The organism is Micromonospora sp. H61, from assembly GCF_018070325.1.
GTDB classification, from domain to species: domain Bacteria; phylum Actinomycetota; class Actinomycetes; order Mycobacteriales; family Micromonosporaceae; genus Micromonospora; species Micromonospora salmantinae.
This window is the reverse complement of the sequence record NZ_JAGPXY010000010.1, coordinates 20,314-34,205: the sequence shown is the minus strand read 5'-3', so window position 1 is coordinate 34,205 and position 13,892 is coordinate 20,314. Positions and strand designations below refer to the sequence as shown.

Genomic DNA, 13,892 nt, shown 5'->3' with positions numbered 1-13,892 from the left:
GCGGTCAGAAGCCGCCGTCGGCGATGACGGAGCGGTACCAGGTGGCGGAGTTCTTGAGCACCCGACGCTGGGTGGCGTAGTCCACGTAGACCAGGCCCCAGCGCTGGTCGTAGCCCTGGTCCCACTCGAAGTTGTCCAGCAGTGACCAGACGTGGAAGCTCTCCAGCGGCACGCCGTCGGCGATGGCCCGGTGCGCGGCGGTGAGGTGGTCGCGTAGGAAGCTGATCCGGCCGGCGTCCTGGACGGTGTCGTCCGCGCCGAGGGTGTCCGGTGTGGGCAGCCCGTTCTCGGTGATGGTGAGCGGGATCGGCCCGTATTCGCGGGTGATCCGGGTCAGCAGGTCGTACATCCCCTCGGGGTAGATCTGCTGCCATTCGGCCTCGGAGGTCGCCCAGCGGTGCGCGGTGCCGCCGTCGCCGGTGACGTAGATCGGGGTGTAGTACTGCACGGCCAGCAGGTCGATCGGCGCGGAGATGGTCTGCAGGTCGCCGTCGCGGATGCCCTGGACCATCCGGCTCTGCGGGCCCAGGTCGGCCAGCAGGTCCTCCGGGTAGCTGCCCTTGAGCAGGGAGTCGAGGTAGAGGCGGTTCTCGTAGGCGTCGTAGAGGTGGGCGGCCGCGGCAGCCTGCGGGGAGTCGTCGGCGGGATAGCAGGGGTGCAGGTTGAGCGCGGGGCCGATGCGGCTGTCGCTGCCGGTGGCCCGCAGCGCGGCGACGGCGTACCCGTGGGCGAGTTGCAGGTGGTGGGCGACCAGGTAGGCGGCGTCCGGGTCCTGCCGCCCGGGGGCGTGGTGGCCGGTGAGGTAGCCGTTCTGCACCACGGTCTTGGGTTCGTTGATGGTGAGCCAGGCCGGTACCCGGTCGCCGAGGGCGCGGAAGACCACGTCGGCGTAGTCGGCGAAGCGGTGGGCGGTGTCGCGTGACTCCCAGCCGCCGGCGTCCTGGAGCGCCTGCGGGAGGTCCCAGTGGAACAGGGTGGCCATTGGGGTGATTCCGCGCTCGTGCAGGCCGTCGAGGAGGCGGCGGTAGAAGTCGAGGCCGCGTTGGTTGGGCGTGCCGGTGCCGTCGGGCTGGATCCGGGGCCAGGAGATGGAGAAGCGGTAGCTGCGCAACCCGAGGTCGCGCATGAGGTCGAGGTCCTCGGCGTAGCGGTGGTAGTGGTCGATGGCCACGTCGCCGGTGTCGCCGTTGCGGGTGCGCCCTGGGACGCGGCTGAAGGTGTCCCAGACTGATTCGCCGCGCCCGTCCTCCTTGGCGGCGCCCTCGATCTGGTAGGCGGAGGTGGCCGCGCCCCAGCCGAAGTTGTCCGGGAAGCGCAGCGGGCCGGCGGGCCCGATAGGTATCGACATGGATTCTCCTCATGGATACGGGGCCACCGCCGAAAGATTCGGGAGCGCTCCCATGATAGGGCAGACGCTGCCGGCCGGTCTGCCGGCCGTCAGGACGGCCGGCGCTGGCGGGTGGGAGGCGGGTGTGTGGCCCCGGGCAGCGAACGAGGCCGTCCGGGCGGCGCGGCGCGCCTGTCCCGTCGGCCTCTTTTCCTATCGTGTACGGGGGTTTAGTGTGGGGACGGGGGAGGGCAACCCCCGTCCCCACCGTAACTGCACACACACGGGCAAAATTTGGGTCCTGCCGTGCGTGTCGCGCGGGAGCCGGGCCACGCGAGTGGCTCTGGTTCCACCTCCCTCCCTGTGGCGGGACGATGGCTGACGACGGCGTCCGGGCTGGCCCGTCGTCGGCCCTCGGTCTGGTTCCCTGGGCTCGTCAGGAACGACCCCAGCGATCTTCTTGTTGGAACCTTGTCGATGGAAGCGCTCCCATCGACCGATGTTGCGACTGTAACGCCCGTCACGCCTTTGTGAAAGACCCAAAACGAGATCGAAACAAGGAGCTGATCCGGCGCTCCGTGCGCTTGTTGTGGGAGCGCTTCCATGGCACACTGTCGATTCGACGCGACAGGAGCCACATCGCGTGAGTGCGGGTCCACCGAGGGCAGCCGGCAGCACCAGCTCCGGTCACGGTCACCCGAGCGCAGCCGGCGGGACCCCTTCCCGTGCGGGCCGCACGCCCTACCCCGGCCGGGCCCGGGGAAGACCACCTTCCCGGCGCCTCGACATCCCCGCGGACCACCACCACCCTCGCGGGCAGGCGCCTCGCCGGGGACCATCCCGGCCTGGTCCGAGGAGACACCGCGCACATGAGACAACTGGCAATACGCCGGCGCGTGGCGCTCGCCGCCGCCGCGCTGCTCGCCGTCGGCGGGGTGACCCTGCCGGCCGGCGCCGCACAGGCCGCACCCGCCTGCGACGTGGTCTACGCGACCAACGACTGGAACACCGGCTTCACCGCGAACGTCACCATCAAGAACCTGGGTGACGCGGTGAGCAACTGGACGCTCAAGTGGACCTTCCCGACCAGCGGTCAGCGGGTCACCCAGGGCTGGTCGGCCAGATTCAGCCAGACCGGCAGCGAGGTCACCGCCACCAACGAGTCGTACAACGGCAACCTTGCCACCGGGGCCTCCACCACCATCGGCTTCAACGGCGCCCACTCGGGCAGCAACCCGAAGCCGACCTCGTTCACGCTCAACGGCACTCCCTGCAACGGCACCCCGGCCAACCAGCCGCCGACGGTCTCCCTCGGCCTGCCGGCCGGGCCGTTCACCGCGCCGGCCGACGTGCCGCTAACGGCCACCGCCAGCGACCCGGACGGGACGATCAGCAAGGTCGAGTTCTACCGCAACGGCCTGCTGATCAACACCGACACCTCCGCTCCGTACGCGTACACGCAGGAGGACCTGCCGGCCGGCAGCTACACCGTCCAGGCCAAGGCGTACGACAACGCCAACGGCATCGGTGTCGACGAGAAGGCGTTCACCGTCGGGGCCGCCAACGGCCCGACACTGGTCGCCACCCCGTCCGCTGTGAGCGTCACCGAGGGTGGCAGCGCCACCTTCAACCTGAAGCTCAGCGCCGCCCCGACGGCCAACGTGCCGGTCACCCTCACCCGCACCGGTGACACCGACGTCACGGTCTCGCCGGCCACCACCACGCTGACCCCGAGCAACTGGAACACCGGGGTCACCGTCACGGTCGCCGCGGCGGAGGACACCGACACCGTCGGCGGCGCCGCCACCATCACCGCCTCCGCCACCGGTCTCGCTTCGCTGGCGGTCAGCGCCACCGAGATCGACAACGACACCCCCGGCGGCGACAACGCCTACACCGCGAAGTTCCTCGAGCAGTACGGCAAGATCAAGAACTCGGGCTACTTCAGCCCCGAGGGCGTGCCGTACCACTCGGTGGAGACGCTGATCGTCGAGGCGCCCGACCACGGTCACGAGACCACGTCGGAGGCGTTCAGCTTCTGGCTCTGGCTGGAGGCCTACTACGGCAAGGTCACCCAGAACTGGGCCCCGTTCAACAACGCCTGGACGGTGATGGAGAAGTACATCATCCCCACCCACGCCGACCAGCCGACCGCCGGCTCCGCGGGCACCCCGCAGTACGCCGCGGAGTACAACCTGCCCAGCCAGTACCCGTCGGCGCTGAACCCGAACGTCTCGGTCGGCCAGGACCCGCTGCGCTCGGAGTTGCAGTCCACCTACGGCACCGGCGACATCTACGGCATGCACTGGCTGATGGACGTCGACAACACCTACGGCTTCGGCCGCTGCGGTGACGGCACCACCAAGCCGGCCTACATCAACACCTTCCAGCGGGGCACCCAGGAGTCGGTGTGGGAGACCGTTCCGCAGCCCTCCTGCGACACCTTCGAGCACGGCGGTCAGTACGGCTACCTCGACCTGTTCGTCAAGGACACCGGCGCGCCCGCCAAGCAGTGGAAGTACACGAACGCCCCGGACGCCGACGCCCGCGCCGTGCAGGCCGCGTACTGGGCGCTGACCTGGTCCAAGGCGCAGAACAAGCAGGCCGACGTCGCGGCCACCATCACCAAGGCCGCGAAGATGGGCGACTACCTGCGGTACGCGATGTTCGACAAGTACTTCAAGAAGATCGGCAACTGCGTCGGGGCCAGCACCTGCCCCGCCGGCAGCGGCAAGGACTCGGCGCACTACCTGCTGTCCTGGTACTACGCCTGGGGCGGCGCGTACGACGCCAGCCAGAACTGGTCCTGGCGGATCGGCTCCAGCCACAACCACTTCGGCTACCAGAACCCGTTCGCGGCCTGGGCGCTGACCAACACCCCGGAGCTGAAGCCGCAGTCGTCGACAGCTGTCGCCGACTGGACCAAGAGCTTCGAGCGGCAGCTGGAGTTCTACACCTGGTTGCAGTCCGCCGAGGGCGGCATCGCCGGTGGCGCCACCAACAGCTGGGACGGTAGCTACGCCCAGCCGCCGGCCGGCACCAGCACCTTCTACGGCATGTTCTACGACGTCGACCCGGTCTACAACGACCCGCCGTCGAACCAGTGGTTCGGTATGCAGGCCTGGTCGATGCAGCGCATCGCCGAGCTGTACCAGCAGACCGGCAACGCGAAGGCCAAGGCGCTGCTGGACAAGTGGGTGCCCTGGGCGATCGCCAACACCACCCTCGGCACCAACTGGTCGATCCCGTCGGACATGGCGTGGACCGGTCAGCCGACCACCTGGAACCCGTCCAACCCGCAGCCCAACACCGGCCTGCACGTCGAGGTGATCAGCAAGGGTCAGGACGTCGGTGTCACCGCCGCCTACGCCCGGATCCTGATCGCGTACGCGGCCAAGTCGGGCAACGTGGCGGCGAAGGACACCGCCAAGGGGCTGCTCGACGCGCTGTCGGCCGCCAGCGACGCCAAGGGTGTCTCCACCACCGAGAAGCGTGGCGACTACCGGCGCTTCGACGACGTCTACAACGCGTCCACCGGGCAGGGCCTCTACGTCCCGTCGGGCTGGACCGGGACGATGCCGAACGGCGACGCCATCGCCGCCGGCAAGAGCTTCCTCGACATCCGGTCCTTCTACAAGAACGACCCGGAGTGGCCCAAGGTGCAGGCGTACCTGGACGGTGGTCCGGAGCCGAGCTTCAACTACCACCGGTTCTGGGCGCAGGCTGACGTCGCCATGGCGTACGCCGACTACGGCAGCATGTTCCCGAACGGCTGAGACGACCCGGGGTGGGTGGCGTGGACCGCCCACCCCGGGATCCGGCCCGGGTCCGGGGAACGACGGACCGGGGCCGGCGGGACGGCCTGACACCCACGGTCAGGCCGGGGTGGGCCGGCCATCTGGCCGACGCAGCGGATCGGCTGGCCCACCCCACCGCCCGGACTGAAGCCAGCCGCGAAAAAGCCCAGAAATTCGGGCCCTCGCGGGATCACACCGAGGTCCGTGACGGAGTAACGTACGTCACCGGAGAGGCCGCTCCCCCCGTGGCGGCCTCTCCACCTTTTTGCCCCGAGTCCGGCCGCTTCCCGGCCCCGAGTCCGGCCGCGCGGGGCCGGTTTCAGCGAGGCGGCGGGGCCACCGGGTGACGCAGCCCCGGGTGCCCGGCCGGCAGCGAGCGACGCAGCACCACCCAGCTCAGCGCCAGCGCCGCGGCGACCAGCGGCCAGGTCAGCGCCACCCGGGCCACCACCAGCGCGAGCACCTGCCCACCCAGGTAGAGCGGCACGAACACGGCGAGCCGCAGCAGGTAGGTCGCCGTCCACACCCAACTGGCCCGGCCGTAGCCGCGCAGCAGCGCCGGATCGCGCCGCCACCGGGCCCGTTGGCCCAGCACCGCGCCGACCAGCACACCGAGCAGTGGCCACCGCACCACGATGCTGACCGTCCACGCCAGAGCACTCGCGGCGTTCGACAACACCTGGATCAGGAAGAAGTTCTCGGCCCGGCCGGTGCGCACCGCGATCAACGCCGCCACGCAGACGGCCAGCAGCCCGATCAGCACCGAGCGCGGCCGGTCACCCCGACGCAGCCGTACGCCGGCCACCACCGCGCCCACGGCCAGCGCCGCGCCGACCCCGCCCCACAGCGACTCGCCGCCCAGCAACCAGCCCACCGCGAACGCCAGCGGCGGCAGGGTGGCGTCGATGGCACCGCGTCGCCCGCCCAGCAGATCCGTCAGCGACTCGGCCCGCACCGGCCCACCCGGACCGGCGTCGGCGCCGGCCCGCACCGGCCCCGGATTGTCGCCTTCACGCTGCTCCGGACCGGGTTCGGCCGGGCCGCTGTCGCGCTCCGGTGTTCCACTCACCACCGCCTCCTCGCCTCCGGCACAACCTAACCGGCGATTGGCGGCGGGCCACCGGTCGGACCGCCGACACCTGCCGCTACGGTGTGCGGATGCGCGCGACGGCACGGGGTTGGACCGCGGTCTGGTTGGTCGTACTGGCCCTCGTCCAGGCGGCCGCCTTCCTCGCCGTGTGGCGGGTGGCCGTGCACCTCGAGATCGGTCAGTGGGTGGACACGGTCGCCCTCACCGGCAACCGGATCGGGCAGGACACCATCGACGGCCCGGTCGACCGGATCCTCAACGCGATGTCGGTGGTCTCGCTGCTGGCCGTCACCGCGACGATCGGGTTCATCGCGCTGATCCGGGGGCGGATCGCCCTGGCGATCACCGCGACCCTGCTGATCGCCGGAGCGAACGTCACCACCCAGCTTCTCAAGTACGGGCTGAACCGGCCCGACTACGGCGTCGACCCGGAACGCGCCGCAGTGGGCAACAGCCTCCCGAGCGGGCACGCCACGGTGGCCGCCTCGGTGGCGGTCGCGCTGATGCTCGTGCTGCCGCGCAAGGTGCGGGCCGTCGGCGCCTTCATCGGTGCCGGCTACGCCGCCGTCGCCGGGGTCGCCACCCTCTCCGCCGGCTGGCACCGGCCCAGCGACGCCGTCGCCGCGTACCTGGTGGTGGGTGTGTGGGCGGCGTTGGCGGGGTTGCTGCTGCTGGTCACCCAGCGGGAGCAGGCCGAGATCGCCCCCGGTGACGCGCACCGGGTCGCGGCACTCGTGCTCGGGCTCGGTGGTGTGCTCGCCCTGGTGGTCTGCGGACTCTCCCTGACCTGGTTGCTCGACCTGCGCGGCACCGGGCCGGAGGAGCTGGCCCGCCGCCCACTGTTCGTCGGGTACGCGGGCAGCGCCGCCGGGATCGCCGGCACGATGGCTGTGGTGATGGCGTTGGCGCTCACCGTCGTGCACCGGCTGGTGCCCCGGGTCAAGGGCTGAGCCAGCCGGTGTAGCCGCCTCGGGTCAGGGCGGCCGGGGTCAGCTCGCGGCGCGGGGTGCGGGGACGTGCGGGGCGACACCGCGCAGGTGCGTCAGCACCACCGGGTCGATCCGCCCCGGCACCAGCCGCTCCTCCAGGTTCTCCAACCCGGCCCAGGAGATCAACGCCGCTTCCGTGCCGTCCTCGTGCACCGGATGGCCCAGCGCGCCGAGCAACGCCGCCACCTCGGCGGCGACCGCGCCGCTCAGGTCGAGCAGTGTGGCCGGGTCGGGCCGGCCGAACAGCATGGTGTGCACAGTGAGCAGGCGACCCAGCTCGGCGACCGGGTTCGGGTGGTCGTCCACGCGCAGGTCCACCACCACGTCACTGGTGCCGCCGTACCCGCCGCCGCGCTCGACCACCAGCAGGCCGGCGCTCTGCCGGCCACGCCGGTCGCCGCCGGCCTCGTCACCGGACCGCAGCGCGGCGACCAGCCGCTCGGCGAACGGCAGCGCCGATCCCGCCAGCCAGGCCTCACCAAGGGCGTCGACGACCTCCGGGCCGGTGAGCACGTTGCCCTGCGCGGCCCAGCCGTCGCCGGTCCGCCCGCCGGCCCACGGGTGGCAGGCCGGCCCGGTCCAGGTGGCGCCCGCGCCGGTGGCCCCCACGACGCCGAGCTGGCGGTGCTCCCGTTCGGGGTCCGCGGCGATCAGCCCGGCCACCACGTCGGCGGCGGCCACCCCGGTGCGCAGCAGGGTGAGGCCCTGCGGGCGGTAGGCCAGGTTGACGTGCGCCTGGGTGGCCAGCGCGCCCACCTCGGCGGCGGCGGCCGGCACCAACGCCCCGGCGGCGAGGAACTTGCTGGCGACTGCCACACCGTGCAGGCGGCCGTCGGCGGAGCGGGCGACGAGCGAGAAGGTCACCGGCCGAGAGTAACCGTCCACGCCGACGCGACATCGACGCGCGAGTCTCAGAACGGTGGCGCGGCGGCCTCCGGTGCGGCGCCGTGGGCGCGACGGGCATCGACCACCGCGACCGCGGCCAGCACCACCATTCCGACCGCGGTCGCGATCACACCGGGCAGGTACAGCAGCGGCACCTCCCACCGGCGCGCAGGGCCGGAAACCGGCGATTCTGCCCAACCCGGGGATCTTGCTCGGGCCCGCGTCAACGGGCACGATCGACCGGTGACGAATCGATGGGGCATGACGGTGCCGCTGGGCGGAATCGCGCTGGCGCAGCACGACGCGGCCTACGCGGCCCTCGACCGGGCCGGGTTCACCGACGTCTGGTCGTCCGAGGTCGCCGGGACCGACGCGTTCACCCCGCTGGCGCTCGCCGCGGCCTGGCAGCCAGGGCTGCGGCTCGGCACCGCGATCACACCGGTCTTCACCCGGGGCCCCGGGCTGCTGGCGATGAGCGCGGCGGCGCTGGCCGAGGCCGCGCCGGGCCGGTTCTCGCTCGGCATCGGCGCGTCCTCACCCGTGCTGGTGCGGGACTGGAACGCGGTGCCGTTCGACGAGCCGTTCCGCCGCACCCGCGACGTGCTGCGCTTCCTGCGCGCCGCGCTGGCCGGCGAGACCGTCGACGAGGCATACGACACGTTCACCGTCCGCCGGTTCACGCTGGAACGACCGCCGGCGGTGCCGCCACCGATCCTGCTCGCCGCGCTGCGCCCCGGGATGCTCCGGCTGGCCGGCGCGGAAGCCGACGGGGTCATCCTCAACTGGCTCAGCGCCGACGACGTGCCGCGCGCCCTCGCCGAGCTGGGCGAGCGCCGCGCCGGGTTCGAGGTCGCCGCCCGGATCTTCGTCTGCCCCACCGAGGACGCCGCGTACGCCCGGGCGCTGGGCCGCCGGCTCATCACCAGCTACCTCACCGTTCCGGCGTACGCCGAGTTCCACCGCTGGCTCGGCCGCGACGAGACGCTCGCGCCCATGTGGGCGGCCTGGGCCGCCGGTGACCGGCGCGGGGCCAGCGCGGCGGTGCCCGACGAGGTGGTCGACGCGCTGGTGCTGCACGGCTCGCCGGAGCGGTGTCGCGCCGAGGTGCGCCGCTACGCCGACAACGGGGTGGACGTGCCGATCGTCGCGCTGCTGCCCACCCCCGAGGTCACCGACGGCGGCGCCACCGCGCTGCTCGGCCTCATCGCCCGGTTGGGCGCCAACTCCGTGGAGGCGTCCGCGTGAACCTCACCGACCGGATCGTGGTGGTCACCGGCGGAGCCGGCGGCATCGGCGCGGCGCTGTCGCGCCGGTTCGCCGCCGAGGGAGCTGCCGCCGTGGTCGTCGCCGACCTGGACGCCGACGCGGCCCGCGCGGTGGCCGAGGGCATCGGCCCGGTCGCGCACGCCATCGCCCTCGACGTCACCGACGAGGAGCAGGTCCGCGCGCTGGTCGCCGACACCGAGCAGCGGTACGGCCGGATCGACCTGTTCTGCGCCAATGCCGGGGTGACCACCGGCGGGGGAGTGGAGGTCGACGACGCCGGCTGGGACCGCTCCTGGCGGGTCAACGTGCTGGCCCACGTCTACTCGGCCCGCGCGGTGCTGCCCGGGATGCTCGCCCGGGGTGGCGGGCACCTGCTGCACACCTGCTCCGCGGCCGGTGTGCTGACCGCTGTGGGCGACGCCGCGTACACCGCGACGAAGCACGCCTCGGTGGGGTTCGCCGAGTGGTTGGCCATCACCTACCGGGACCGGGGCATCCGGGTCAGCGCGCTGTGCCCGCAGGGGGTGGACACCCCGATGCTCGCCGACGGGCTCGCCGCCGGTCACCTGGGCGCCCGGGTGGTCGCCGCGTCCGGTGCGGTGCTCACCCCGGACCAGGTCGCCGACGCGGCCATCGCCGGGCTGGCCGAGGAACGGTTCCTGATCCTGCCGCACCCCGAGGTCGCCGACTACGCGCGCCGCCGCGCCGAGGACCCGGACGGCTGGCAGGCCGGCATGCGCAAACTCATCCGCCGGCTGACCGCCTGACCCGCTACCGCTTCGGAACGTGCCCGACGGCCAGGAGATGGGCGCTGGCACTGATCAGCGCCGGCTCGCTGCTGTAGAGCCGGGCCAGGTCCAACGCCGCGGCGAAGACCGCGTCGGGCGCCGGCCCGCTCGCCGCCCCTCGCGCCGCTGCCCTGCCGTCGGTGATCAAGAAGTTTGCGTCAGAAGTGGGCCCGCAGTCGACGCAAAGCTCTTGATCAACGCGGGGAACGGCGGGCGCGGCGCAGGGGAGTGGGGTGCACGGACCAGAGGAGGCGGCGCCACCAGGGGCGGGCGGAGCGCAGGGTGGCCACGTAGGCGGTGGCCACTTCGGCGGCGCGAGCCGCCTGTTCGGGCGTGGCGGCGCCGGGGGCGAAGCCGACCTGATTGAGCAGGGCCGCCAACTCGTCGACGGCCGGGCTGGACGCGTCTGCCGCCGCCGTGCCGCCGGTAGACGCGACGGCGTCCGAGTTGGCGGTCGTGTCGTCGCCGATCGTGGCCGCTCGGGCGTCGGCGAGGATCCGGCGGGCGTGCCCGGCGACCTCGGTGGCGGCCAGGTCGTCCCCGACCGGTCTGCCGGCCAGCCGGAGCGCGTCGATGACCTCCCGCCAGGCGCCGGCGATGCGCTGGCCGGGGTCGCCGCGCACGAGTCGGCTGCGGGTGAGGGATCGGCGCATCGCCAGCAGGGTGAGCAGGAGTGCCCCCACCACCAGCAGCAGGCCGCCGCTGCCGCCGGCGACCAGCACCGGGGTGGAGACCCCGTCCGAGCCGGGTGGGGCGTCGGCGGCAGTCGCCGGTTCCGGTGAAGCGCTGGGCTCCGCGGTTGGTGCCGGCGCCTCCGACGGCGGCGGGTCCTCCGGCGTCGGGCGGAAATCCTCCTCCACCGGTCGCGGCTCGTCGTTGGGGCGGGGCAACGGGTCGAAGGCGACCCAGCCCAGCCCGTCGAAGAGCACCTCCGGCCAGGCGTACGCGTCACCGGCCAGCACCGGCCCCTGCCCGCTGGTCCGGAAGCCCACCACCACCCGCGTGGGCAGCCCGGAGAGCCGGCCGAGGACCGCGAAGGCCGCCGCGAACTGCTCCGAGGTGCCTTCCTGCCCGCCGCCGTTGCGGGGCCCGAACAGGAAGAAACCCAGATTCGGGTACGCGTGCCCGCTCGGGGCGTCCGCCACCACCCGGTAGTGCTCGGCCAGGAACTGCTCGATCGCCGACGCCCGCGCGTACGGCGCGCCGTTCTCCTCGGCGAGTTGGGTGGCCAGCCGGCGCATCGGGTCGGGCACCCCGTCGGCGACCCGCAGCACCCGGGCCACCTCGTCGCCGGCGGGCACGTTCGCGCTGGCCAACAGGTTCTGGTCGGGGCGTTCCTCGGCGGAGGTCACCGTGTACCGCAGCCCTGGCGTCAGTCCCTCCGGCCGGATCAGCGTCCCGCTCGCCGGGTCGTACGCCACCCGAGCCCCACTGACCTCCCGGGGTGTCGCCACTGCGGGCAGCAGCCGGCCGCTCAACTCGGCCACGCTGATCTGCTGCCGGACCGTCCGCACCGTGCTGTCGCGGGCCGCTGTCGCGGCGGGCAGGATCCGCCCGGCGTTGCGGTACGTCGCGCCGACGCGCCAGGTCACCCCGTCGTAGTCGCTGAGCACCGCCAACCGGATCCGCACACTGCGCGCGGTGTCCGCCGCCGGGTCGGCCTCGGGCGGTGCGTCGGCGGGCGGCGCGTCGAGGCGTTGCGTGCTCACGTCGAGGAGCTTCTGCTCCGGGTGCAGCGCCCAGCCGGAGATCCGGATCAACGGGTTCTCGTCGAGCGTCTGCACCTGCGGCGGTTCCACGTACCGGCGCGGGTCCACCGGCCGGCCGTCGACCTGCTGCGCGACGACCGGGCCGAGCAACGCCACCAGCCCGACCACCAGTGCCACCCCGAGCGCCGCGCTGGTGGCCAGCCGCAGTCGCACCGCGGCGCGTACCCGGGGGGTCAGCTCGGCGGTCGGATCGCCGCCGCCTGCGGCGGTCCGGGTGGGGGTCGCCAGGCCGAGGGCCGCGACCGCGACGAACGCCAGCGTCGACCCCAGTGCCGGTTCGGCGTTCGGGCCGACCACGTAGAGGGCGGCGGCGTAGAGCCCCGCCGCCGGCAGGTAACCCAGCAGCACCCGGCCGGTGCGCAGCGCCACCTCCGCGCCGGTCAGCCCGGCCAGCCAGGCCGCGACGACCGGCACCAGCACCGTGTCCGGGGTGGGCTCCACCGGGATCATCGCGGTGAGCAGCCGGGGGATGCCGTTGCGGGCGGCGTCCGCGGTGACCTCCAGCAGGTCGCCCGGCAACTCGGCGCGGGTGGCTGCCAGCCGCAGCGACCACAGTGTCCAGCCGGCCATCGCGGCCACCGACACCGGCGCCACCAGCCAGGACGGCAGCCGCCGTGCGGCCACGCTGACCAGCACCGAACCCGCCGCCGCGCCGACGACCAGCCAGGTCAGCAGACCACCGGCGTACACCCGGCCGAGCACCACCCCGGCGAGCGCCGTCAGCCCGATCAGCGCCAGCGGCAGGACCGCTGCCCGCAGCACCCGCACGGCGACCGTCACCACCGGCGTACCCCGTCCCACTCGGCGGCGAACTGAGCGCCGTCCGCAGCGTCGACGATTACCAGGCCGGCGGTGCCCGGCGGCGTCGGCTCGGCCGCGCCGAACACCCCGACCACCACCGACGGGTACGCCCCGCGCAGCGCCCCGAGGTGCCCCAGCTCGTCGCGGCCCCCCGGCCCGGTCAGGAAGATCAACGTGTCGCCGAGCCGGTCCTGCCGCAGCCTGGTGGTGGCCGCCCGCACCGCGTCATTGTCGGCGGACAGGTCGGCGGCGGCGAGCCGGTCCAGCGGCCCGAGCGGGCCGTCGGCCTCGCCGTCGGGCCCCGTGACCTGCGCCGGCTCCGCCGGCCTTGTCGGCTCCGCCGGTTCCGCGGCGGCCACCAGCAACAGCACCGGCAGGTCGGCGCGGTGCGCGGCGGTGACGACCGACGCGGCCGCCTCGCAGGCCGACTCGAACGACTCCGCCACCCCGCCGACCCGCTGCGGGTGCGCTGCGACGCGGTTGTCCAGCAGGACGACCAGGCGCGGCAGGCTGGTGTCCACGTTCTCCCGCACCATCAGCTCACCCACCCGGGCGCTGGTGCGCCAGTGCACCCGGCGCAGCTCGTCGCCGACCACGTACTCCCGCAGCGAGTCGAACGTGATCGACCCGTGCGGGACACCGTCCACCCGGCCGTCCAGGCTGCGCCCCGCGCCTCGAGGCACCGCCGTCAGCGGATGGATGCGGGGGTGCACCCAGACCGGCACCGCAGCGCCGTACGGGCGGGCCAGCGCCACCAACCCCAGCGGGTCGCGTCGGGTCACCCGCAGCGGACCGACCGGCACCACCCCACGACGGTCGGTCGGCACGTCGTAGCGGACCTCGGTGTCCCGACCGGGCCGCAGGCGCAGCACCGGCACCGGCACGGCCCGCTGCCCGCACCGGTCCTCGGCCAGCAGGTTCGCCGAGCGCAGCCGCCCAGTGTTGCGCACTGTCAACGTCATGCTCGCCGGCTCGCCGCGCGCCACCCGGTCCGGGTCCGCGCGGCGGGTCACCGTCAGCCGGGGCCGCCAGGCCGCGACCAGCGCGGCGTAGCCGACGGCCGCGCCGGCCGCCGCGCCGAGCAACGTCAACTCGGGGTACGCGAACCGGAAACCCACCCCCAACAGCACCACGGCGGCGACGAGCAGCCCGACCCCACGGGCGGTGATCCCCATCGCGC

At 73.4% G+C, this 13,892-nt stretch carries 11 protein-coding genes; 4 read left to right on the top strand and 7 right to left on the bottom strand.

Features of this window, described 5'->3' with window-relative positions; genetic code table 11:
- Positions 1-4: 4 nt before the first annotated feature.
- Positions 5-1,348 carry a GH1 family beta-glucosidase gene (locus tag KBX08_RS07770; protein WP_210781890.1) on the bottom strand — a complete coding sequence of 448 codons (1,344 nt, stop codon included), beginning with the start codon at positions 1,346-1,348 and terminating at the stop codon, positions 5-7.
- A gap of 848 nt (positions 1,349-2,196) precedes the next feature.
- On the opposite strand from KBX08_RS07770, the gene KBX08_RS07765 reads away from it, so the two are divergent.
- Entirely contained in the window at positions 2,197-5,103 is a 2,907-nt protein-coding gene (locus tag KBX08_RS07765) for a glycoside hydrolase family 48 protein (protein ID WP_210781889.1), read from the top strand.
- Between the two features lie 340 nt (positions 5,104-5,443).
- Here the strand turns inward: KBX08_RS07765 and KBX08_RS07760 are convergent, their stop codons facing one another.
- Complete coding sequence (locus KBX08_RS07760) at positions 5,444-6,079, bottom strand: DUF3159 domain-containing protein (protein ID WP_210782008.1); 636 nt, start codon at positions 6,077-6,079, stop codon at positions 5,444-5,446.
- Positions 6,080-6,276: 197 nt separating this feature from the next.
- Between KBX08_RS07760 and KBX08_RS07755 the strand changes: the two genes are divergently transcribed.
- Positions 6,277-7,164 (top strand): phosphatase PAP2 family protein, encoded by an 888-nt coding sequence (locus KBX08_RS07755; RefSeq protein WP_210781888.1) that lies wholly within the window; start codon positions 6,277-6,279, stop codon positions 7,162-7,164.
- Between the two features lie 39 nt (positions 7,165-7,203).
- On the opposite strand, the gene KBX08_RS07750 is transcribed toward KBX08_RS07755, so the two are convergent.
- Positions 7,204-8,067, bottom strand: coding sequence for a DUF1028 domain-containing protein (locus tag KBX08_RS07750; RefSeq protein ID WP_210781887.1), 864 nt, complete (start codon positions 8,065-8,067; stop codon positions 7,204-7,206).
- 47 nt (positions 8,068-8,114) lie between these two features.
- A complete protein-coding gene (locus KBX08_RS34375) occupies positions 8,115-8,243 on the bottom strand; it encodes a hypothetical protein (protein ID WP_255750003.1) in 129 nt (42 codons plus the stop codon).
- A gap of 106 nt (positions 8,244-8,349) precedes the next feature.
- Between KBX08_RS34375 and KBX08_RS07745 the strand changes: the two genes are divergently transcribed.
- A complete protein-coding gene (locus tag KBX08_RS07745; protein ID WP_210782007.1) occupies positions 8,350-9,333 on the top strand; it encodes an LLM class F420-dependent oxidoreductase in 984 nt (327 codons plus the stop codon).
- Positions 9,330-10,121, top strand: coding sequence for an SDR family oxidoreductase (locus KBX08_RS07740; protein ID WP_210781886.1), 792 nt, complete (start codon positions 9,330-9,332; stop codon positions 10,119-10,121). Before KBX08_RS07745 ends, KBX08_RS07740 begins: the two co-directional genes overlap by 4 nt.
- 4 nt (positions 10,122-10,125) lie before the next feature.
- On the opposite strand, the gene KBX08_RS07735 is transcribed toward KBX08_RS07740, so the two are convergent.
- From KBX08_RS07735 to KBX08_RS07725, 3 genes are read right to left on the bottom strand one after another with little or no spacing between them, the layout of a single operon-like run.
- A complete protein-coding gene (locus tag KBX08_RS07735; protein WP_210781885.1) occupies positions 10,126-10,290 on the bottom strand; it encodes a hypothetical protein in 165 nt (54 codons plus the stop codon).
- A 46-nt stretch (positions 10,291-10,336) separates the two neighbouring features.
- Positions 10,337-12,694, bottom strand: a complete 2,358-nt coding sequence (locus tag KBX08_RS07730; protein WP_307850475.1) for a transglutaminaseTgpA domain-containing protein — start codon at positions 12,692-12,694, stop codon at positions 10,337-10,339.
- A complete protein-coding gene (locus tag KBX08_RS07725) occupies positions 12,688-13,887 on the bottom strand; it encodes a DUF58 domain-containing protein (RefSeq protein ID WP_210781883.1) in 1,200 nt (399 codons plus the stop codon). The genes KBX08_RS07730 and KBX08_RS07725 overlap by 7 nt, the downstream gene beginning before the upstream one ends.
- Between the last annotated feature and the right edge of the window lie 5 nt (positions 13,888-13,892).

Bases quoted from the DNA above. Each gene is read 5' to 3' on its own strand.
- KBX08_RS07770 (WP_210781890.1), bottom strand. From the start codon at position 1,348: ATGTCGATACCTATCGGGCCCGCCGGCCCGCTGCGCTTCCCGGACAAC.
- KBX08_RS07765 (WP_210781889.1), top strand. From the start codon at position 2,197: ATGAGACAACTGGCAATACGCCGGCGCGTGGCGCTCGCCGCCGCCGCG.
- KBX08_RS07745 (WP_210782007.1), top strand. From the start codon at position 8,350: ATGACGGTGCCGCTGGGCGGAATCGCGCTGGCGCAGCACGACGCGGCC.
- KBX08_RS07725 (WP_210781883.1), bottom strand. From the start codon at position 13,887: ATGGGGATCACCGCCCGTGGGGTCGGGCTGCTCGTCGCCGCCGTGGTG.